Raw genomic sequence first — 20396 nt, 5'->3', positions numbered from 1 at the left:
TGCCGGCGCGGTGGTTCGCCGTCCGGCAACCGGCACTCAGCCGTGGAAGCCGGGATCCTGGCCCCCGGGGTTGGGGCACCACATCAGGCCGCACTGGACGTTGCCCGGATTGTCGCCCGGCGGGTTGTCGCCGTCCCACGCGTTCGAGCTCTAAAGCGTCTGCTGACCGTTGAGCGCGATGCGCGGGACGTTGCCCCAGCCGTCGGGGACGACGTACCAGGTGTGGCACACGTTCATGTCCCAGACGTAGTTCAGGTGACCGCGCGAGGAGTTCGGGCCGCTCGGCCACTCCATGGACTGCCCCGGGCACCAGGTGAACGGGCCCTTGGTGGCGTGGGCGGCCCCGGCGCCCAGTCCCAGCCCGGCGGCGGCGACGCCACCGGACAGCAGCGCCCCGGCGATCATCGCGTTGACGATCCGAAATCCTGACATGGCCCCACGCCCTTTCCCGGACGGGATTACCGGTGCCGACCAGTATTCGCCGGCACCGCATCCCCCGCATGGCTAATCGGCTAACTCGAATCAGTACAGACGGGCCGGGCCGCTACCGATCCCAACGACAACCGATGACACGGGCCGCCGGCGGGCCCCGTTTGCACCCCCGGGGACGCGGGTACACAGCCGACGCGCTTCGGTCACGACGCGTCGTCGAGACCACCTCGGTTGAAACTCACAGCTGGGCGCTCACCAGTTCTCTGGGCGGCTTCCGCGGCCGTTACCGACGGTGCCGGGGCCGGAGGCTGCGTGCGGTCCATTCCGGCGGAGGCGAGGCGGCGTCATGACGACACCGGTTTTTCCCGGCCACCATCCCCACGGCATCACCCACGCGGCCGCGCGGTCATCGCGGCACACCGGCGGGTGACCGGCCGGCATCACGCGAGCGAGAAAGGGAGACACATGTTGTTGCTGGGCAACGGCGGACGGCGCAGGGCCGCCGGCGGCGACGGCCCCGGCGAGGTACAGCAGCTGGCCGAGCGGGCGCTCTACGACGTCGCGCACGGCCGGTTCGAACGCTCGCTGTCCGGGCTGACCGCGATGGCGGCGCTGGTCACGACGGCCGAGATCTACTTCGAGCACTACAAGGCCAGCTTCGGCAACAAATGGATGTGGAGCCCGATCGTGGTGACCCCGCCGGTCGTGGTGGCCGGGATCGGCGGGGTGTTCTCCCGGCGCTGGGCCAAGGTCTGGCTGCCCATCACCGCCGCCGTCTACACCGCCAACGGCCTGATGGGCGAATACCTGCACGCCCGCGGGGTGGCGCGCAAGCCGGGCGGATGGAAGCACGCGTCCTACAACGTGCCGATGGGCCCGCCCATCGCCGCCCCCGGGTTGATGTGCATGGTCGGCGGGATGGGGCTGCTGGCCTCGATCCTGCGCCGCGAACGGTTCCGGCGATAGGCAGCCGATGGCCGACACCTCTCGCCCCGACCACCTGCCCAACCTGCGCGACGACGGCAAGCCACCGCACCCGTCCTGGCTGCCCCGGCAGCGCCGCGGCACCACACCGCAGATGATCGGGCGCTACCCCGATTTCGACGTGCTCCAGACCGCCGGCCACTGGGACGAGGCCACCCGCAACGTGGTGCTGGCCCGGCTGGAACCGCCGGGGCCGCTGCGGTTTTTCGGCCCTGAGGAGGAGCCGTGCCTGCGCGCGTTCTGCGACACGGTGCTGGCCCAGGACGTCGAGCCGCGGGTGCCGGTCGCCGAGTCCGTCGACGCCAAGCTCGCCGACGGCCGCCTGGACGGCTACCAGTACGCCGACATGCCCGACGACCGCGACACCTGGCGGCTGGTGCTGCGCGGGCTGGACGAGACCGCGTCGCGTCGATACGGCGCCGACTCGTTCGCCGCCGCCGAGCCGCCGACCCGGGAGGCGATCATCGACGAATTCTCCCGGGGCGAGCTGCACGGCGGCAGCTGGGACAGCCTGAACGTCAAGCGCGCATGGTCGGTGTGCATGCGAATGACGTTGTCCGGCTTCTATTCTCACCCGTGGGCGTGGAACGAGATCGGTTTCGGCGGCCCGGCCTACCCGCGCGGGTTCATGCGCCTCGGCGGTGCCACCGGGCCGGCGGCCGCGCGGGAGCCGTACGAGACCCGCGGCGCCACCGACGAAGACCCGGTGCAGGTCGTGCAGAACGGCGAGCTGTGATGGGCGACTTCTGGCGCGGCCTGCTCAAGGGGGCCGTCGGACCCCGGGACAACGACTCCCGCTTCCTGCTCGACGTGCATTCGCGCGACCTGCCCGGCGAACGGACCATGCGCCGCTACGCCGACGACGACGAGGTCGACCTGGTCGTGGTCGGCGCCGGCGCCGGCGGCTCGGTGCTGGCGCAGCGGCTGGCCCGCGCCGGCTGGCGGGTGGTGATCCTGGAGGCCGGCCCGTTCTGGCACCCCGACGAGGACTGGGTGTCCGACGAGGCCGGCTCCCATCCGCTGTACTGGACCCAGAAGCGCATCATCGGCGGTGCCGACCCGATCGAGTTGGGCAAGAACAACTCCGGGCGTGGGGTGGGCGGCTCCATGATCCACTACGCCGGCTACACCCCGCGGTTCCATCCCAGCGACTTCGCCACCTACACCCTGGACGGGGTGGGGGCCGACTGGCCAATCCGGTACGAGGACCTGCGCCGCCACTACGAGCAGGTCGAGCTGGAGCTGCCGGTGGCCGGGCAGAACTGGCCGTGGGGCGATCCGCATCGCTATTCCTTTGCCCCCCACCCTATTTCGGGTGCAGCCGCCAAACTGTGGGAGGGCGCGCTCAAGCTCGGCATCGAGATGCGGGTGGGGCCGGTGGGCATCGTCAACGGCACCTTCGGCAATCGCCCGCACTGCATCTATCGCGGCTACTGCCTGCAGGGCTGCAAGGTCAACGCCAAGGCCAGCCCGTACGTCACGCACCTGCCCGACGCGCTGGCGCACGACGTGGAGATCCGCGCCAACTGCATGGCCGCCCGCGTCGAACTCGACGGCAGCGGCGCCGCCCGCGGCGTGGTCTACTACGACGAGGCGGGCGGCACCGAACGGCTGCAGCGCGCCAAAGTGGTTGCCATCGCGGGGTATTCGATCGAAACGCCCCGCCTGCTGTTGAACTCGGTCAGCGACCGCTTCCCGAACGGCTTGGGCAACAACGACGACCAGGTCGGCCGTTATGTGATGGTGCAGGGCGCCACCCAGTCGGCGGGCCGGTGGTCGGAGGAGGTTCGGATGTACAAGGCGCCTCCGCCGGAGGTGACCTCCGAGCAGTTCTACGAGACCGACTCCTCGCGTGGGTTCGCCCGCGGCTTCTCCATCCAGACGGTGTCGCCGATGCCGATCGGCTGGGCCGAACACGTGCTGGCCGACGGGCACTGGGGCCGGGCGTTGCGGGAGTACATGCGCGACTACAACCACTGGGCGACCATCGGCGTGCTCAACGAGCTGTTGCCCCAGCCGGACAACCGGGTGACGCTGGCGGACGAGAAGGACGCCTACGGCATCCCGGTGGCCCGGTTCGACTACACGCTGTGCGACAACGACAAGGCCAACATGGCCTACTCCACCAACGTGATCGGCGACATCCTGCGCGCCGCCGACGCCCAGGATGTGCTCACCATCGAGCGGTTCGCCCACCTGATCGGCGGCGCCCGGATGGGTACCCGGCCGGACAACTCGGTGGTCGACTCCGATCACCGGGTGTGGGGCGTGCCGAACCTGTTTGTGGCCGACGGGTCGGTGTGCCCGACCCAGGGCTCGGCCAATCCCGCGCTGACCATCATGGCGTTGGCCTCCCGGCTGGCCGAGCGGTTGGCCGCCGGCAAGGTCGACACCGCCGCCGGACGGAGGTCGAAGGCGGCGGCCCGTGGCTGAGCAGACCGTCGATGCCGGGACCGTCTTCGCGCCCCGGGTGCTGCGCGAGTACGCGCTGCTCGCCGACGGCGAGCGGGGCGCGCTGATCGGCCCGCAGGGCGACGTGGCGTGGATGTGCGCGCCGCGCTGGGAATCCGACGCCGTGTTCTCCAATCTCGTTGGGGGCGGCGGGGTTTACGCGATCACCCCGACCGACGTGCGGCACGTGTGGGGCGGCTACTACGAGCCGGGCACGCTGATCTGGCGCAACCGCTGGATCACCCGCGACGGCATCGTGGAATGCCGTGAGGCGCTGGCCTTTCCGGGCGACCCGGAGCGGGTGGTGCTGCTGCGGCGCCTGGTGGCCTGCCGCGGCACGGTGCGGGTACGGGTGCTGCTGGCCCCGGCTGCCGAGTTCGGAAAGCACGGCCCCGGCCGGCCCCGGCTCGACGACGACGGGGTGTGGAGCGGACGGTCGGGCCGGTTGCGCTGGCGCTGGCTGGCCGGCTGCGACGCCCGCCCGGTCGATTCGGCCGGCCACGGCGCCGGCGAACTGCTCGGCTGCGAGATCACCCTCGACGAGGGCGGCCGGCACGACCTGGTGCTGGAGCTGTCCGAACGCACCCTGCCCGAGCGGCTCCCCGACGCCGGCCTGGCCTGGGATGCCACCGCGGCCGCCTGGCAGCGCAGCGTGCCCGCGCTGAACTGCACCATCGCGCCCCGGGACGGCCGGCACGCGTATGCGGTGCTGCGCGGGCTGACCAGCTGCGGCGGCGGCATGGTCGCCGCGGCGACGCTCGGCCTGCCCGAACGCGCGCACACCAACCAGAACTACGACTACCGCTACGCCTGGATCCGCGACCAGGTGTACGCCGGCATGGCCGCCGCCGCGGTCGGCACCACCGAATTGCTGGACCGGGCAGTGGGATTCATCGGCGCCCGGCTGCTCGAGGACGGCGCCAACCTCAAACCCGCCTACACCGTCACCGGCGGCGCCGTGCCCGGCGAAGAGACCCTCGACCTGCCCGGCTACCCCGGCGGCACCGACAAGGTCGGCAACTGGGTCAACCAGCAGTTCCAGCTCGACGTGTTCGGCGAGGCGCTGCAGCTGCTGGCGGTGGCCGGGGCCGCCGACCGGCTCGACGCCGAGGGCTGGCGCGCCGCCCAGGCCGCCATCCGGGCCATCGAAAAGCGCTGGCGCGAACCGGATTACGGGGTTTGGGAGATCCAGGACGAGCGGTGGACGCAGTCCCGGCTGGCCTGCGTGGCCGGGCTGCGCGCCGTCGCAAAGCTTGCCGGCGCCGGGCCGGAGCTGACCGCGTGCGCGTCGCTGGCCGACGCGATCCTGGCCGACACCGCATCGGAAAGCCTGCACCCGCACGGCTATTGGCAGCGCAGCCCGCGGCTGCCCGGCGTCGACGCCTCGCTGCTGTTGCCGCCGGTGCGCGGCGCGGTGCCCGCCGACGACCCCCGCACCCGGGCCACCCTGGACGCTGTGCGCCGCGACCTCACCGACGACGGTTTCGTCTACCGCTTCCGGCACGACGAGCGCGACCTGGGCGAGGCGGAGGGCGCGTTCCTGCTCTGCGGGTTCATGATGGCGTTGGCCGAACATCAACTGGGCCATACCCATTGCGCGATGCGCTGGTTCGAACGCAACCGGGCGGCGTGCGGGCCGCCGGGGCTGTTCTGCGAGGAATACGACGTGCGGCAACGCCAGCTGCGCGGCAACCTGCCGCAGGCGTTCGCGCACGCGCTGATGCTGGAATGCACCGCCACCCTCGCCGAGGACGCCGTCCACCATGACTGACACCGGACCGCAGCGAAAGGCAGTTCTGCGATGACACAGTCCACCCAGACGGTGGTGATCACCGGGGCCAGCGCCGGGATCGGGCGGGCCACCGCGAAGGAGTTCGGCCGGCGCGGCGCGAACGTCGCCCTGCTGGCCCGCGGCGCCGCCGGGCTGCAGGGCGCGGCCCGCGACGTGGAGGCCGGCGGCGGCAAGGCGCTGGCCCTGCCGACCGATGTTGCCGACCACGCGGCCGTCGTCGCCGCCGCCGACGAGACCGAGGCCGCCTTCGGCCCCATCGACGTGTGGGTCAACGTTGCCTTCACCTCGGTGTTCGCCCCGTTCAGCGAGATCAGCGCCGAGGAGTTCAAGCGGGTGACCGAGGTGACCTACCTCGGTTATGTGCACGGCACCATGGCGGCGCTGGCCAAGATGCGGCCCCGCGACCGCGGCACCATCGTGCAGGTCGGCTCCGCGCTCAGCCAGCGGTCGATCCCGCTGCAGTCGGCCTACTGCGGCGCCAAACACGCCGTCAACGGGTTCACCGAATCGGTGCGCTGCGAACTGCTGCACGAGGGCTCGCGGGTGCGGATCACCCTGGTGCAGATGCCCGCCGTCAACACCCCGCAGTTCTCCTGGGTGCTGTCCCGGCTGCCCCGTCATCCGCAACCGGTGCCGCCGATCTACCAGCCCGAGGTCGCCGCCCGCGGCGTGCTGTACGCCGCCGATCATCCAGGGCGCAAACAGTATTGGGTCGGGGATTCCACCATGGTGACGCTGCTCGCGCAGAAGTTCGCGGCGCCGTTGCTGGACCGCTACCTCGGCCGCACCGGGTACGACTCGCAGCAGACCGAGCAGCCCGTCGGCGGCGACCGGCCGCACAACCTCTGGCAGCCGCTGGATCAGGAGCCGGGCAGCGATCACGGCGCCCACGGCGAATTCGACGACACGTCGCACGCCCACAGCCCGCAGCTGTGGGCCTCCCAACATCCGGTAATCAGCGGCACCGGCGCGCTCGGCGCCGCCGGGCTGGGCGCCTGGCTGGCGGCGCGGGCCCGCCGGTGGACGCGATGACGCCCGACCCGGCCATCGACGAGGTGACCGCGCGGGTTTACCAAATCCCCACCGACGCACCGGAAGCCGACGGCACCCTGTCCTGGTCGTCGACCACGCTGGTGCTGGCCGAGGTGGCCGCCGGCGGGCGGCGCGGCATCGGCTACACCTACGCCGACGGCGCCTGCGCCGCGCTGATCACCGGGGCGCTCGCCGGCTCGGTCACCGGACACAGCGCGCTGGACGTCCCGGCGCGCTGGCAGGCGATGGTCCGCGCGATGCGCAACAACGGGCGGCCCGGCCTGGTGTCCTGCGCGATCTCCGCGGTGGACACCGCGCTGTGGGACCTCAAGGGAAAGCTGTTGGGCCTGCCGGTGTGCCGGCTGCTCGGCATGGCGCACGACTCGGTGCCGATCTACGGCAGCGGCGGTTTCACCAGCTACGACGACAACGCCACCCGCGCCCAGCTGGAACGCTGGGTGCACGAGTGGCGGATCCCGCGCGTCAAGATCAAGATCGGCGAGTCCTGGGGGTCGCACGAGCGCCGCGATCTCGATCGAATTGCCCTGGCCCGCACCGTGATCGGGCCCGACACCGAACTGTATGTGGACGCCAACGGCGGCTACCGGCGCAAGCAGGCGATCCGGATGGCCCACGCCATGGCCGGGCACGACGTCACCTGGTTCGAGGAGCCGGTCTCCTCCGACGACCTGGCCGGGCTGCGGGAGGTGCGCGACCAGGTGAGCGCCGACGTCACCGCCGGCGAGTACGGGTACGACCTGGCCTACTTTCACCGGATGCTCGCCGCCGACGCGGTCGACTGCCTGCAGATCGACGTCACCCGGTGCGGCGGCATCACCGACTGGCTGCGGGCGGCGGCCGTGGCGGCCGCCCACAACGTCGACGTCTCCGGGCACTGCGCGCCCAACCTGCACGCCCACGTCGCCACCGCCGTCGCCAACCTGCGGCACCTGGAGTACTTCCACGACCACCACCGCATCGAGCGGATGTTCTTCGACGGCGCGCTGTCGCCGCAGGGCGGCGTGCTGCGGCCCGATCAACAGCGGCCCGGATTCGGGCTGGAGTTCAAACAGCGCGACGCCGACCGGTACCGGATGCGCTGACTGGCTTCGTCACGACCTGTGGGCCCACGCATTTCGTGAATTCGAGTGCGGGGCCGACAGTTGAGGGCATCGACGCCGCGTTCGCGGGAATACCAATCCTGCTACTGGCGCATGTGTGAGGCGCCGCCGATGTACCACACCTGCCCGTTGATCCATTCGGCCTCATCGGAGAGAAGGAAGGCAGTGATCGCGGCGATGTCGCGCGGTTCTCCGAGGCGGGTGACCTTGGCGGCCTGCAGGAACATCTGCTGCAACTGAATGTCGTTCTGCTGCTTCTGGGTTTCGCCCATGACCAGGCCGGGCATGACGCCGTTGCACCGGACCCCTTGCGCGCCCCAGTTGTTCGCGATGTGGCGGGTGAGTTGGTTGACGGCGGCTTTGGCGGCGTTGTAGGCGACGTGCATCGGGTCGGTGCCTAGCGAGCCTCCCGAGGACGTGTTGACGATGCTTCCGCTGCCTTGCTGGAGGAGATGCGCCAAGACGGCGCGACTGGTGCGCACGTAACCCAGGAGGTTGACGTCGAGCGTGCGGCGCCAGACATCGAAATCGGTGTCCAACAGCGTGGTGTCGCGGCCGAGGTTCTCGGCGGATAGATCTGCGCCGACGTTGTGGAGGCCGTGGAGGGCGCCGAACTCGCCAATGGTCTTCTGCACGAGGTTCCGAACGGATGCGTCGTCGGCAAGGTCGAATTCCACCGCGATCGCGCGCCCGCCGGATTGCGTGATCCGCCCGACGGTCGCGTTGGCGCCTTCGATGTTGATGTCACCGACGGTGACTGCTGCTCCCTCGCTGGCGAGGCGTTCGGCGGTTGCGGCTCCGATTCCGGTCGCTCCGCCTGCAACGATGAACGTCTTGCCCTGTAATCCGCGCACGGGCCCATCCTCTCGCTAGCAGTGGGCGACACCCAGGTCGACCGAGATACCGGATGCGGTAACGAATCTCGATTGATCCGATGCGAGCCAGGCCACCGCGTCGGCGATGTCTTCGGGTTGCGCAATGCCGTCGGGCAGCAGCGGCTTGTGCAGGCCTTCCAAATGGGGATACGTCGCGGCCGCCGACTCGAGCGCGTCGCGCATACGTCCGGTTCCCATGGGCGTGTCGACAGCTCCGGGGTGAAGGCTGTTAACGCGGATGTTGTAGCGGCCCAGCTCGGCGGCGAAGGCCCGGGCCATGCCGGTGATGGCGTGCTTGCTCGCGGTGTAATGCACCATGAACGCTTGCATTTTCACACCGGCTGCCGAACCGATCAGGATGATCGACCCGCCCCGTCCCCCTGCGATGATGTGGTGAGCGCCTGCCATGACGGTGTTCCAGGTGCCGATCACGTTGGTGTCGATGGTGTCGCGGAATGCTTGGTCGGTGATTTGGTCCCATGGTGCCGGGCAACAGATTCCCGCGTTGGCGACGATGATGTCGAGACGGCCAAGCTCGGCGACTGCGTCGCCCACGGCCGCGCGCAATTTGTCGCCGTCACGCACATCGATCGCCGCGGTGATCGCGCGTCGGCCGTTGGCTTCGACCAGTCGCGCGGTCTCGGCGAGATCGTCGGGAGTCGGCGACTCATATGGGACGCTTTCGGGTAGTTGCCCGGCGATGTCGACCGCGATGACGTCGGCGCCGCCGGCGCTGAGCCGCACCGCGTGGGCACGTCCCTGCCCACGCGCGGCTCCGGTGATGAGAGCTACTTTGTTGTCCGCCACGGCAGTTCAGTCCCGATGAATCTTGTCGAGCGGGTTGGAGCGTTCGAGCATGCCGTAGGTCTCCTCGCCGTCCCAGCGGTAGCGCACACCGGCTTGCTGCAGTGCGGGGAAACTGGGCATCTCCTTCTTCATGGCATGTACGGAGTAGGAGTCGTCGTCGTGATGGATGTCGTGGGTGGAGAACACCGTCTCTCCCTCGACGGCGACGACGCCGTGGCCGGTTTCCAATACCAGTGACACGTCTTCGCCCAGGGCCTGCAACCGCGTCAGCCACGGCGCCCGCACGACGCGCGCCGGGATCAGCGGCCCGTCGCCGGTAAAGACGTAGCCCTCGTTGAACGTGGGCTGGCCGTCCGGCCGCGGCGGATAGGCGATGTAGCCGAACGCTTTTCCGCTCGGAAACACCGCCGACTGCCAGGCATGCCCCCAAAAGCCGGCTAGCTTGCGCACCCCTTGGCGGCGGATCCGCAGACCACTGCCGCTGAACCGCCGCTCGCTGCCGTCGACCGTCACCGACCCGGCCGCCCGAAAGAGTTGTTCATAGCGGGGGCCGCCCATCAGGTTGCCCTCGATGGATGACTTCAGTTGTTGGCCTGCATCGGTGTGTAAGGCGCCCTGAACCCAGGGCGGCACCGCCATCGCGGCCTCAACCTCAAAAGCGACGTCGACCAACGGGCCGTCCTTGCGCCCGCTGACCAGATCGGCCGACGACGTCTGCACGGCCTTGCCCTCGTAGGTCATCGTCCATGTGTGAAATGGTTCGACGCAGCGGAACGCCAATCCCCCTGCCCCCAACACCGTCGGCCGGCCGTCCGGTCCCGCCGCGGGCAGGGACGGACCGTTGGCTCTCAGGCGGTACACCCGACCGTCGGGGTAAGCGACGTTGACTTGGATGTCGTGGGCATCCCAATTGGCTGCGACGGCTTCGATTCCGATCCTCGGCAGGCCGATCTCGCCGCGATCGTCGACGACCCAGAAGCTCACCGAGTCTCGCATCTCCGGGTTCTCTGGACGCTCAGCGAACACGAGTTCGCGCGATGGGTCGATGCCACCAGTGAGGTCAATAGCCATGGCTCTCCTAGATGTCGGCGTGTGCGGTCCAGTCGGCGGCGGCCGTGATGTAGTCGGCGAACAGCGGCCGTATCGAATCCAGGTCGATCCCGAACTGAACAGGGTCAGCATGGCTGCTGGGTTCGCGCTCGGTTGCCGCCTGCGCCCACCAGCTGTTCATTCGGCCCTCGAATTCGTCGCTGACCTGTTCGCCAAGCCAGCGATATAATCCCGTCACCTCGCCGATCGGGTCGGCCTGCATCGCGCGAAAGTCGATGTCATAGAACCGGTTATCGTTGCCCGCTGCCCGGAACTGCAGCGTGCGGGCCATGCCCAACGACCAATGCTCGACGTTGAGCCGCCCGATATAGGGGCGGTCGATGTCGTCGGTGAACTGGCCGATGATGTCGGCGTAGAGGTCGGCGACTGACAGGATGACGTCGGTGGGATCACGGTGCGTCATCACGAATTTGGCGTCTGGGAAGACCGCGGCCAGGCGGTCAAGCCAGAGCACGTGCGAGGGGCATTTCAGCCTCCACGGCCGCGTCGGCTCACCCCAGGCCAGCAGCTTGAGCACCCGACGCTCGTACGCGAGCGCCGAGGTGAGGTCGGCGTCGGCCACCAGCCACGCCGAATAGGTGGGAACTTGGGCCAGCGACTGGAACAGGTGGGAGGCGAAACTCAGAGCCATCAGCTCGTGACATTCCATCGGCCCGTTGGCGTCCGTGGGCACATGGTGGCGAGTGCCGATCATTTCCCCCTTGCCGGGCGGGATGCGCGGATCCACACCGCACACGGTCGACGGCGGCGGACACGGTTGGGAGGACTCCCATTTGCGCAGATACCGGACATCGGGGTCCTGAGCGAGCAGCATCGACAATGCCGTCGACCCTGTGCGCGGCAAGCCGAGCCCGATCAGCGGAGACTCGAGGGACACCTCGTCGATCTCGGGATGCCGGCGGTACCAATCCTCGACCTGCAGCCGCTGAGCAAGGTATGCGGTGATCCGCGGATAGATGAAGGCCTCACCTTTGGCGTTGAGCCGGGCCTCATCGCGCAGCGACGTCAACAGTATCTCGAGGCCTTCTCGAAAGGAATCATCCCCGAAATCGTCGAGACCGGTCTGGGCAACCGCGGTTTGCAGGAGATCGTTGACTGCCGGCATTGGATCAGCCCATCCACTGTCCGCCGGCGACATCGATGGTCTGACCGCACAGATAATCGGCGGCCTCGGTAGCAAGGAAGGCAACCATATTCGCGGCTTCCTCCGGAAGCGAGGCCCGGCCGAGCTGCACCTGCTGTGTGATCGCCTCAATCATCGCATCGCGTCCCGCGCGCTCCTGGTCGTCCTGCGGATCCAAAACATATTGCTTGAGTTGGGGATTGAGCATGATGCCGGGCGCCACGCCAAGCACGTTCACTCCGCGCAGAGCCACCTCATGGGCAAGGTTGCGGGTGAACCCGATCACACCGGCCTTACACGCGTTGTACACAACAAGGCCCCGCTGCTGGATACGACCACCGACCGAGCCGATATTGATGATCTTCCCCGACCCCTGAGGAAGCAGGAACTGCAGTGCGGCGTGTGCGCCGTACATCATCATCGTCAGGCTGCCGAGCACGGTGAAGTCGATCTGCTCCTTGGTCTGAGTCTCGAACAGCCCTCCGGCGACCATCACCGGGTTGTTGACCATGATGTCGAGACCACCCAGCTGCCAGTGCGCCTCGCGCACGGCATTATGCACTTGATCCCAGTCCGACATGTCGGCGCTGATCGCGACCGTCTTGACCCCCCAGCGTTCCTCGACTTCGCGACCACGACGTTGCACTTTTTCCAGCGTGCGGCCAATCAGCGCGATGTCGGCACCCAGCCCGCCCAGCCGATTGGCGATCGCCTGACCCAGGCCGTCTCCCCCGGCGCCAGTGACAACAGCCTTCTTGCCGGACAGATCCATCAACTCGGTGACCCGCTTATCGACAATGTGCTCCGGCAGCCGGTCAAACCCCAGCACTTCTGCCCAGTCCTGCTTTTCATCCTGGATTGTCACGACGGCTCCCTTCACCGGAGGCGATACACACGACATATCAGCGCGTTATCGCATTAGAACGTGCTCGCTCGGTTGCGACGTTAGAGCCGGGGACGACCGATGAGGTAATACCAATTACGGAACGCAGTCATACCGATTCTTGATGCCTGGTATATCTGTGCAGCAGTGGACACTCATCGGCTGAAGTACTTCCTGCGCATCGCAGAACAGGGCTCGATCACCGGCGCGGCCGCCTCGCTCGGCATCGCGCAGCCGGCGCTGAGCCGCCAGATCCGCCTGCTCGAAGAGGACCTCGGTGTCGCGCTCTTCCGCCGAACCCGCCGCGGGGTGCAACTGACCGAGGAGGGGGAACGGCTACGAGCATCCACCGCTGCACCGCTGCGCCAACTCGAGCTGGCCATGCAATACGCCGGATCACCGATAGCCAGGCTCGCGCGCGGCGTCCGCCTAGGCATACTCGACACAACGGTCGACGTCTTCGCTGCACACCTGCTGTCCAGCTTGGCCGCCGCTTTTCCGAAGGTGACTTTCTCCGTGGAGACCGGAAGCACCGACCAGCTCGTCGAAGCGATGTTGAAGGGCGCCGTCGACGTCGCTGTGATCAACCCAGTGCCGGACGACCGAATCTTCTACCGCGATCTACTCACCGAAGACCTCGTGGTCGTCGGCGCAGCGACCTCGGGCCTCGATTCCGGTCAGATGATGCCCTTCACCGAACTCGTAGAGCTACCACTGGTGGTCCCTCGATCACACACCGGTATCGGGAACGTGATCGAAAATGCCGCGCTGCGAAGGAAAGTCAAGATCAGCTGGCGAATAGCCACAGATTCCCTAGCGCTGACCAAACGGCTCGTTGCGGCCGGCCTCGTCTACGGAGTTCTCCCGCTTTCCGCCTGCCTCAACGAAATTGACTCCAATCAATTGCGATACACCCCGTTGACCGAGCCACCCCTTACTCACAGGGTCGGTGTCGCGGCCACGTCCAACCTAGAGCTCCCACGAGAAGTCACCGCAAAAGTCGGCAACATCCTGCGCGAAGAGACCGCACACCTCATCAAAACTGGACGGTGGCCAGCTCGACTCCTATCACCACAACCATGGGATCCCGCAGTCACATGAACGGTTGACGGGACGCACCTTGACACCGCGAGTGTGCGAGCAACAACTTCGACCAACGCGTGCTTCAGGTTGGCCGGCAACCTCGATCACACACTGAGCGCCTCCCCAGCACGAGCAGGTATGGAAGCGCGCCAAACGGGGAATCGATATGTCAACTTCTCCCAGCGGTTGCATGGAAGGGATCTGGCGGCCATGACAGTGAATTCCAACGACGAAACCGTCCCGTGTGCGGAGCCGCTCGGCTCGGACGTCGTCGAGGGCGACGGCGACCTCAGCGCGGTCGAGCGGGTGCTGGGCCTGGGTGAGCCGCAGCGCGTCGGCAGGTTCCGGTTCTTCCTGGACGGCCACCGCTGGGAGTGGTCGGACGCGGTGGCGCGCATGCACGGCTACCGGCCCGGGCAGGTGCAGCCCAGCACGGAGCTGCTGCTGCAGCACAAGCACCCCGACGACCGCGAGCGGGTGGCGGCCGTGCTGGACCAGGTGATGCGGGGCAAGCCGTTCAGCAGCCGGCACCGCATCGTCGACACCGCCGGACGCACCCACTGGGTCGTCGTCGCGGGCGATCGGATGCTCGACGACTCCGGCGCGCTGGCCGGCACCTCCGGCTTCTACGTCGACGTCACCGACTCGCTGCACTCCGACATCACCAACGTGCTCTCGGCGGTGGCCGACTCCCGGGCCCGCATCGAGCAGGCCAAGGGGGTGCTGATGGCCGCCTATGGCATCTCCGCCGAGCGGGCGTTCGACATCCTGGTGTGGCGCTCGCAGGAAACCAACCTCAAGCTGCGCGACGTCGCCGGCCGGTTCCTGGACGCGGTGGCCAGCAAGGCGTCCCCGGGAATGCAGCGCCAGGTCGACCACGCCCTGCTGACCCTGGAATGACCGCGCAGGGTCGGATTGCACGACTCCTCCTCCGGCCGTCACCGGCCCGGCATCGTCGCCGCGCAGGGCCGGATTGCGCGACTCCTCCTCCGGCCGTCACCGGCCGGCATCGTCGCCGCGCAGGGCCGGATTGCGCGACTCCTCCTCCGGCCGTCACCGGCCGGCATCGTCGCCGCGCTAGGGTCGGGCCGGTGGCGCACCTACTGGGAGCTGAGGCCGTACACCTGGAATACCCGACACAGGTGGTCTTCGAGTCGATCACGCTCGGGGTCAACGACGGCGCCCGCATCGGCATCGTCGGGCGCAACGGCGACGGCAAATCAAGCCTGCTGCGGCTGCTGACCGGCGAACAACAACCCGACGCCGGCCGGGTCACCCGGCGCAGCGGGCTGCGGGTCGGCGCGCTCAGCCAGGCCGACACGTTGGACCCGGACCACAGCGTGGGCTGGACACTGGTCGGCGACGCAGCCGAACACCAGTGGGCCGGCGACCCGCGGGTGCGCGACGTGGTGGCCGGCCTGGTCTCCGACATCGATTGGCGGGCAAGCGTTTCCACGCTGTCGGGTGGTCAGCGCCGCCGGGTGCAGCTGGCCCGGTTGCTGATCGGCGAGTGGGACGTCATCGCGCTCGACGAGCCGACCAACCACCTGGACATCGAGGGCATCACCTGGCTGGCCGGGCATCTGCGGCAGCGGTGGGCCCGCAACACCGGCGGGCTGCTGCTGGTCACCCACGACCGCTGGTTCCTCGACGAGGTCGCCACCACCACCTGGGAGGTGCACGACGGGATCGTCGAACCGTTCGACGGCGGCTACGCGGCCTACGTCCTGCAACGCGTCGAGCGCGACCGGATGGCCGCGGCCGCCGAGGCCAAGCGGCAGAACCTGATGCGCAAGGAGCTGGCCTGGTTGCGCCGCGGCGCGCCGGCGCGCACCTCCAAGCCCAAGTTCCGGATCGAGGCGGCCAACCAGCTGATCGCCGACGTCCCGCCGCTGCGCAACAGCGTCGAGCTGGCCAAGCTGGCCACCGCCCGGCTCGGCAAGGACGTGGTGGACCTGCTCGACGTGTCGGTCTCCTTTGACGGGCGCCCGGTGCTGCGCGACGTCGAATGGCGGATCGCCCCCGGCGAGCGCACCGGCATCGTCGGGGCCAACGGCGCCGGCAAGTCGACCCTGCTGGGCTTGATCGACGGCACCGTGCGGCCCGACAGCGGGCGGGTCAAGCGCGGCAAGACCGTCCAGCTCGGCGTGCTCGACCAGCGGGGAGCGGAGCTGGCCGCGATCGCCGACGACCGGATCAGCGACGTGCTGGGCCGGCTGCGCGCCGGCTATCGGGTGGACGGCCGTGAGGTGACGCCGGCCCAACTGCTGGAGCGGCTCGGTTTCGGCCGGGGCCAGCTCGCGGCGCGGGTCGGCGACCTGTCCGGCGGCCAGCGGCGGCGGCTGCAGCTGATGCTGACGCTGCTGTCCGAGCCCAACGTGTTGCTGCTGGACGAGCCGACCAACGACGTCGACACCGACACGCTCGCCGCCATGGAGGATCTGCTCGACTCCTGGCCGGGCACGCTGATCGTCGTCTCGCACGACCGCTACCTGCTGGAGCGGGTCACCGATCAGCAGTACGCGGTGCTCGACGGCCGGTTGCGGCATCTGCCCGGCGGCATCGACGAGTACCTGCGGCTGGCCGCCCAGCGGCGCGACGCGGCACCGCCCGCCGGGCCGACTTCCGTTGCGCCGCAAGCGATGTCGGGCGCGCAGCGGCGCGCCGCGGAGAAGGAGCTGGCCGCGGCCGACCGCCGGCTGGCGCGGCTGGCCGAACAAATCAAGGACAAGCACGAGGAGCTCGCCGCGCACGACCAGTCCGATCACGTCGGCATCACCCGGCTCACCCGTGAGCTGCGCGCGCTGGAGGACGAGGTCGCCGCGGCCGAGAGCCGCTGGCTGGAACTGTCGGAGCTGCTCGAATGAGACCCGTGCGCTACCGGCCCGGTGAGGCATTGCTCGCGCTGTACCGGCGCCGGGGCCCGGTGATCGACGCCGGGGCGGGCCGGCGCGGCTACACCCTGCTGCTCGGGGCCGAGGCAAACAAGTTTGTGTTCGCCAACGCCGACGCCTTCAGCTGGCGGGCGACGTTCGAGAACCTGGCCCTGGTCGACGGGCCCACCGCGCTGATCGTCAGCGACGGCGACGACCACCGGCGCCGCCGCAGCGTGGTGGCGCCCGGGCTGCGGCACCGGCAGATCCAGGACTATGTGACCACCATGGTGTCGTGCATCGACCGGGTCATCGACGGCTGGCGGCCCGGGCAGCGGCTGGACGTCTACCAGCACTGCCGCGCGGCGGTGCGGCGCAGCACCGCCGAGAGTCTGTTCGGCCGGCGCTTGGCCGTGCACTCCGACGCCCTCGGCGAATACCTGCAGCCGCTGCTCGACCTGACCCACCAGCCGCCGCAACTGGTGGGCCTGCAGCGGCGGATCAACGCCCCGGCGTGGCGGCGGGCGATGGCCGCGCGACAGCGCATCAACAACCTTGTCGACACTCTGATCGCCGAGGCCCGCGCTGCGCCCAACCCGGACGACCACATGTTGACCATGTTGATCGACGGCCGCGGCGACGAGGGTTATGCATTGAACGACAACGAGATTCGCGATGCCATCGTGTCGCTCGTCACGGCCGGCTACGAGACCACCAGCGGCGCGCTGGCCTGGGCGGTCTACCTGCTGCTGTCGCAGCCCGGCGCGTGGGCCACGGCGGCCGGCGAAGTGCGGCGGGTACTCGCCGGACGGCTGCCGGCCGCGGCCGACCTGAGCGGGTTGACCTACCTGAACGGCGTCGTTCACGAAACCCTGCGGCTGTACCCGCCCGGGGTGATCTCCGCGCGCCGGGTGATGCGCGATCTGCGCTTCGAGGGCAGGCGGATCCGATCGGGGCGGCTGTTGATCTTCAGCCCGTACGTCACCCACCGGCTTCCTGAAATATGGCCCGAGCCAATGAGATTCGCGCCCGAACGGTGGAACCCCGATGCTCCCGGGTATCGCCGGCCGGCGCCGCACGAGTTCATCCCGTTCAGTGCGGGGCTGCACCGCTGCGTGGGGGCCGCGATGGCCACCACCGAGATGACGGTGATGCTCGCGCGGCTGCTGGCCCGCACCCGGCTGCGGTTACCCGCTCAGCGCCTGCGCGCGGCCAATGTCGCCGCGCTGCGGCCCACGCCGGGCCTCACGGTCGAGGTGATCGACTCAGTGCCAGCGCAGTAGCACCAGCTCGGAACCGAAGCCGGGACCCACGGCCAGCATCAGCGCCGGGCTGCCGGCCGGGGGCGGCTTGGCGATGGTGTCGCGCAGGATGTGCAGCACCGACGCCGACGACAGGTTGGCGACCTCGCCGAGCGAACGCCAGGTCAGTTCGTGCGCCTCCGCGGGCAGGTCGAGCGTCGCGGCGATCGCCGTGATGACCTTGGGGCCGGCCGGGTGGGTGATCCACGCGCCGACGTCGCCGGTGGTCAGGCCGTGGGCGGCGAGGAAGCCGGTCACGTCGTCGGCCAGGTGCTTTTCGACGACGGCCGGCAGTTCCGGGGACATCACCAGCTGCATTCCGGCCGAGCCGATGTTCCAACCCATGATGTGCAGCGTTTCCGGATAGAGCCGGCTGCGCGAGTCCAGGATGTCGGGGCCGGTGGCGCCGAGCCGCTCGGCGCGCCGGTCCCCCACGGCGACCACCGCGGCGGCGCCGTCCCCGAACATCGCCGTCCCGACCAGTCCCGACACCGTCGGCTTGACCGTCGGGAAGGTGAGCGAACACAGCTCGACCGACACCAGGGCGGCGACGCCGTCAGGAGCGCCACGCAGGTAATCGTGCAACCGGCCCACCCCCGCGGCCCCGGCCGCGCAGCCCAGCCCGAACAGCGGCACTCGGCGCACGTCGGGGCGCAGGCCCAGCCGCCCGGCGATCCGGGCGTCCAGCGACGGCACCGCCACCCCGGTGACCGTGGTGGTGGCGATCATGTCGATGTCCTGCGGCCGCAGGCCCGCCTCGTCGAGGGCGCCGAGTAATGCGTCGCAGCCGATTTGGACGGCCTTGTCGATGAAGATCTCGTTGACCTCGCCGAAATCGGTCAGCGAGTGGTACTGCTGCAGCGGCAGCACGAAGTGGCGGCTGTTGACCTTGGCGGCGGCGTGCAGGCGCCGGACGACCTCTTCGTGTTCGCGTAGCGCGGGGAACTTCACGATCTCGTCGGTGATTTCGCGTTGGCTGTAACGATGCGGCGGCACGGCGCCGAACACACCCGCGATGACGCTCATGCTTTACTCTCTTGATTGCCAACCGACTTGGACACGATTCCCGCTAAACCCCGAAGTTTATGCGTTCGGATGGGGTCGCGCAAAAGTTCGATGTATTGAACACATGTGTTATTGGGCCGATTTTCGGTGCGTGTAATCGGGTCGGCCAGCGGGGATTTCGTCATTCGGCCTCGTCGTCGTCCGCCGAGTTCAGCGCCATCGCGATCAGCGCGTCGGGGCTTAACGAGTCGATATCCGCGTCGCTGATTTTCGCGTCGGTGGTCGCGGTTTCCGGCATACCGGCGAGCAATAGGAGTTTGTCGAGCAATCCGGTCCGCCGCAGCTCGCGCAGCGGAATTCTGCGCAGCGCCGACCAGATTCTCTCGTCGTCGGATTCCGGGTCCTCGTCGTGCAGCAGTTGCTGGCGAAGATGGTCGGCCAGCGCGGCCGGCGTCGGGTAGTCGAAGATCAGGGTGCGCGACAACGCCGTCCCGGTATGCGTGGTGAGGCGGTTGCGCAATTCGACCCCGATCAGTGAGTCGAACCCGAGATCGGCGAAGGCGCGGTCGGGGTCGATGGCGTCACCGCCGGGGTGCCCGAGCACCGCGGCCGCGTGCTCGCAGACCAATTCGCGCAGCACCCGCTGCTGTTCGTCGCGGGGCAGTGCGTGCAGGCGGTGCGCCAGCTCGGGGGCACGCGTGCCGCCCCCCACCGGCGCCGCTCCCGCCGGGGCGCCGGCCAACGATGCGCCGCCCAGCCAAAAGCGTTCGCGTGCAAAGGCATACGTCGGCAGATCGACGCGACGGGCGGGCAGGCCGGCGAACACACCCGCCCAGTCGAGGCGGTGGCCGCGGGTGAACAGGTGCCCGGCCGCGTGCAGCGCCGATTCGGTCTCGGGGCGGTCCTTGGGCAGGGTGGCGATCGCGGTGGCGCCCTCGGTGCTCAGCGATTGGTCCACCGCGGCCGTCAGGGCCGCGCCCGGGCCGACTTCCAGGAACACGCCGGCACCCTGGGATTCGGCCAGCCGCACACCGTCGACGAACCGGACCGGCCGGCGGACGTGCTCGACCCAGTACTGTGGCGTGCCGTAGCCGGGGCCGGCGAGTTGTCCGGTCAGGTTGGACACCAAAGGGATTCGCGGGGGCCGCGGCTCGATACCGGCCGCCGCGGCGGCAAAACCGTCCAGCATCGGCTCCATCAGGGCCGAGTGAAACGCATGCGAGACCGCCAACCGGTGCACCCGCGCGCCCGAGCCGGCCAACCGCTCCGCCACCGCCGACACGGCTTCCTGCTCACCGGAGAGCACCACCGCGTCGGGGCCGTTGACCGCCGCGATGCTCACCCCACCACCCACCAGCGGCGCCACCTGCGCCTCGGTCGCGGTCACCGCCACCATCACACCGCCGGGCGGCAGCGCCGCCATCAACGCACCCCGGGCCGCCACCAACCGCGCCGCATCCCGCAGCGACAACACCCCCGCCACACACGCCGCGGCGATCTCACCCACCGAATGCCCCATCACCA

At 69.2% G+C, this 20396-nt stretch carries 17 protein-coding genes and 1 pseudogene; 10 read left to right on the top strand and 8 right to left on the bottom strand.

Annotated features, from left to right (window positions below):
* Positions 1 to 36: 36 nt before the first annotated feature.
* Positions 37 to 405, bottom strand: a pseudogene (locus H7I87_RS26160) (hypothetical protein).
* A 492-nt stretch (positions 406 to 897) separates the two neighbouring features.
* Here H7I87_RS26160 and H7I87_RS26155 point away from each other — a divergent pair.
* From H7I87_RS26155 to H7I87_RS26130, 6 genes are read left to right on the top strand one after another with little or no spacing between them, the layout of a single operon-like run.
* Complete coding sequence (locus H7I87_RS26155) at positions 898 to 1398, top strand: hypothetical protein (protein WP_011725245.1); 501 nt, start codon at positions 898 to 900, stop codon at positions 1396 to 1398.
* Positions 1399 to 1405: 7 nt separating this feature from the next.
* Positions 1406 to 2152, top strand: coding sequence for a gluconate 2-dehydrogenase subunit 3 family protein (locus tag H7I87_RS26150; RefSeq protein WP_011725246.1), 747 nt, complete (start codon positions 1406 to 1408; stop codon positions 2150 to 2152).
* Positions 2152 to 3849, top strand: coding sequence for a GMC family oxidoreductase (locus tag H7I87_RS26145; RefSeq protein WP_024636968.1), 1698 nt, complete (start codon positions 2152 to 2154; stop codon positions 3847 to 3849). Before H7I87_RS26150 ends, H7I87_RS26145 begins: the two co-directional genes overlap by 1 nt.
* On the top strand, positions 3842 to 5638 hold the full coding sequence (locus H7I87_RS26140; protein ID WP_011725248.1) for a glycoside hydrolase family 15 protein: 1797 nt from the start codon (positions 3842 to 3844) through the stop codon (positions 5636 to 5638). The genes H7I87_RS26145 and H7I87_RS26140 overlap by 8 nt, the downstream gene beginning before the upstream one ends.
* 30 nt (positions 5639 to 5668) lie before the next feature.
* Positions 5669 to 6691 carry an SDR family oxidoreductase gene (locus tag H7I87_RS26135; protein ID WP_009977275.1) on the top strand — a complete coding sequence of 341 codons (1023 nt, stop codon included), beginning with the start codon at positions 5669 to 5671 and terminating at the stop codon, positions 6689 to 6691.
* Positions 6688 to 7794 (top strand): enolase C-terminal domain-like protein, encoded by a 1107-nt coding sequence (locus H7I87_RS26130; RefSeq protein ID WP_011725249.1) that lies wholly within the window; start codon positions 6688 to 6690, stop codon positions 7792 to 7794. Before H7I87_RS26135 ends, H7I87_RS26130 begins: the two co-directional genes overlap by 4 nt.
* Before the next feature lie 101 nt (positions 7795 to 7895).
* Here H7I87_RS26130 and H7I87_RS26125 read toward each other — a convergent pair whose 3' ends face one another.
* Genes H7I87_RS26125 through H7I87_RS26105 form a run of 5 tightly spaced genes read right to left on the bottom strand, consistent with a single transcriptional unit; the run spans position 7896 to position 12607 of the window.
* A complete protein-coding gene (locus H7I87_RS26125) occupies positions 7896 to 8666 on the bottom strand; it encodes an SDR family NAD(P)-dependent oxidoreductase (RefSeq protein WP_011725250.1) in 771 nt (256 codons plus the stop codon).
* A 15-nt stretch (positions 8667 to 8681) separates the two neighbouring features.
* Positions 8682 to 9494: a mycofactocin-coupled SDR family oxidoreductase gene (locus H7I87_RS26120; RefSeq protein WP_011725251.1), complete on the bottom strand. Its 813-nt coding sequence runs from the start codon at positions 9492 to 9494 to the stop codon at positions 8682 to 8684.
* Between the two features lie 6 nt (positions 9495 to 9500).
* Positions 9501 to 10565, bottom strand: coding sequence for a DUF7064 domain-containing protein (locus H7I87_RS26115; RefSeq protein ID WP_023863932.1), 1065 nt, complete (start codon positions 10563 to 10565; stop codon positions 9501 to 9503).
* A 7-nt stretch (positions 10566 to 10572) separates the two neighbouring features.
* On the bottom strand, positions 10573 to 11709 hold the full coding sequence (locus H7I87_RS26110; protein ID WP_011725253.1) for a sulfotransferase family protein: 1137 nt from the start codon (positions 11707 to 11709) through the stop codon (positions 10573 to 10575).
* Between the two features lie 4 nt (positions 11710 to 11713).
* The gene (locus H7I87_RS26105) at positions 11714 to 12607 is read right to left on the bottom strand and encodes an SDR family NAD(P)-dependent oxidoreductase (RefSeq protein ID WP_175609954.1); all 894 of its coding nucleotides are present in this window, start codon (positions 12605 to 12607) and stop codon (positions 11714 to 11716) included.
* A gap of 150 nt (positions 12608 to 12757) precedes the next feature.
* On the opposite strand from H7I87_RS26105, the gene H7I87_RS26100 reads away from it, so the two are divergent.
* The 4 genes from H7I87_RS26100 to H7I87_RS26085 all read left to right on the top strand — a co-directional run bounded on the left by H7I87_RS26100 (position 12758) and on the right by H7I87_RS26085 (position 17849).
* The gene (locus tag H7I87_RS26100) at positions 12758 to 13711 is read left to right on the top strand and encodes a LysR family transcriptional regulator (protein WP_011725255.1); all 954 of its coding nucleotides are present in this window, start codon (positions 12758 to 12760) and stop codon (positions 13709 to 13711) included.
* A gap of 192 nt (positions 13712 to 13903) precedes the next feature.
* Positions 13904 to 14593, top strand: coding sequence for a PAS and ANTAR domain-containing protein (locus H7I87_RS26095; protein WP_011725256.1), 690 nt, complete (start codon positions 13904 to 13906; stop codon positions 14591 to 14593).
* 191 nt (positions 14594 to 14784) lie between these two features.
* A complete protein-coding gene (locus tag H7I87_RS26090) occupies positions 14785 to 16560 on the top strand; it encodes an ABC-F family ATP-binding cassette domain-containing protein (RefSeq protein ID WP_033722713.1) in 1776 nt (591 codons plus the stop codon).
* Between the two features lie 5 nt (positions 16561 to 16565).
* Entirely contained in the window at positions 16566 to 17849 is a 1284-nt protein-coding gene (locus tag H7I87_RS26085; protein WP_011725258.1) for a cytochrome P450, read from the top strand.
* Here H7I87_RS26085 and H7I87_RS26080 read toward each other — a convergent pair.
* Complete coding sequence (locus H7I87_RS26080) at positions 17832 to 18893, bottom strand: type III polyketide synthase (RefSeq protein WP_011725259.1); 1062 nt, start codon at positions 18891 to 18893, stop codon at positions 17832 to 17834. The genes H7I87_RS26085 and H7I87_RS26080 overlap by 18 nt on opposite strands.
* A gap of 160 nt (positions 18894 to 19053) precedes the next feature.
* Positions 19054 to 20396, bottom strand: a 1343-nt coding sequence (locus tag H7I87_RS26075; RefSeq protein ID WP_264002943.1) for an acyltransferase domain-containing protein, incomplete at its 5' end; no start/stop codon positions are given.

The sequence above is a fragment of the Mycobacterium timonense genome (assembly GCF_025821985.1).
Lineage (GTDB): Bacteria > Actinomycetota > Actinomycetes > Mycobacteriales > Mycobacteriaceae > Mycobacterium > Mycobacterium avium.
The sequence above is the reverse complement of the archived record's forward strand: the minus strand, read 5'-3'. Positions and strand labels throughout refer to the sequence as shown.

What these genes read in the sequence shown, in the direction of transcription:
- H7I87_RS26130 (WP_011725249.1), top strand. Translation starts at nt 6,688, where the DNA reads ATGACGCCCGACCCGGCCATCGACGAGGTGACCGCGCGGGTTTACCAA.
- H7I87_RS26135 (WP_009977275.1), top strand. Translation starts at nt 5,669, where the DNA reads ATGACACAGTCCACCCAGACGGTGGTGATCACCGGGGCCAGCGCCGGG.
- H7I87_RS26080 (WP_011725259.1), bottom strand. Translation starts at nt 18,893, where the DNA reads ATGAGCGTCATCGCGGGTGTGTTCGGCGCCGTGCCGCCGCATCGTTAC.
- H7I87_RS26110 (WP_011725253.1), bottom strand. Translation starts at nt 11,709, where the DNA reads ATGCCGGCAGTCAACGATCTCCTGCAAACCGCGGTTGCCCAGACCGGT.
- H7I87_RS26145 (WP_024636968.1), top strand. Translation starts at nt 2,152, where the DNA reads ATGGGCGACTTCTGGCGCGGCCTGCTCAAGGGGGCCGTCGGACCCCGG.
- H7I87_RS26095 (WP_011725256.1), top strand. Translation starts at nt 13,904, where the DNA reads ATGACAGTGAATTCCAACGACGAAACCGTCCCGTGTGCGGAGCCGCTC.
- H7I87_RS26150 (WP_011725246.1), top strand. Translation starts at nt 1,406, where the DNA reads ATGGCCGACACCTCTCGCCCCGACCACCTGCCCAACCTGCGCGACGAC.
- H7I87_RS26115 (WP_023863932.1), bottom strand. Translation starts at nt 10,565, where the DNA reads ATGGCTATTGACCTCACTGGTGGCATCGACCCATCGCGCGAACTCGTG.
- H7I87_RS26155 (WP_011725245.1), top strand. Translation starts at nt 898, where the DNA reads ATGTTGTTGCTGGGCAACGGCGGACGGCGCAGGGCCGCCGGCGGCGAC.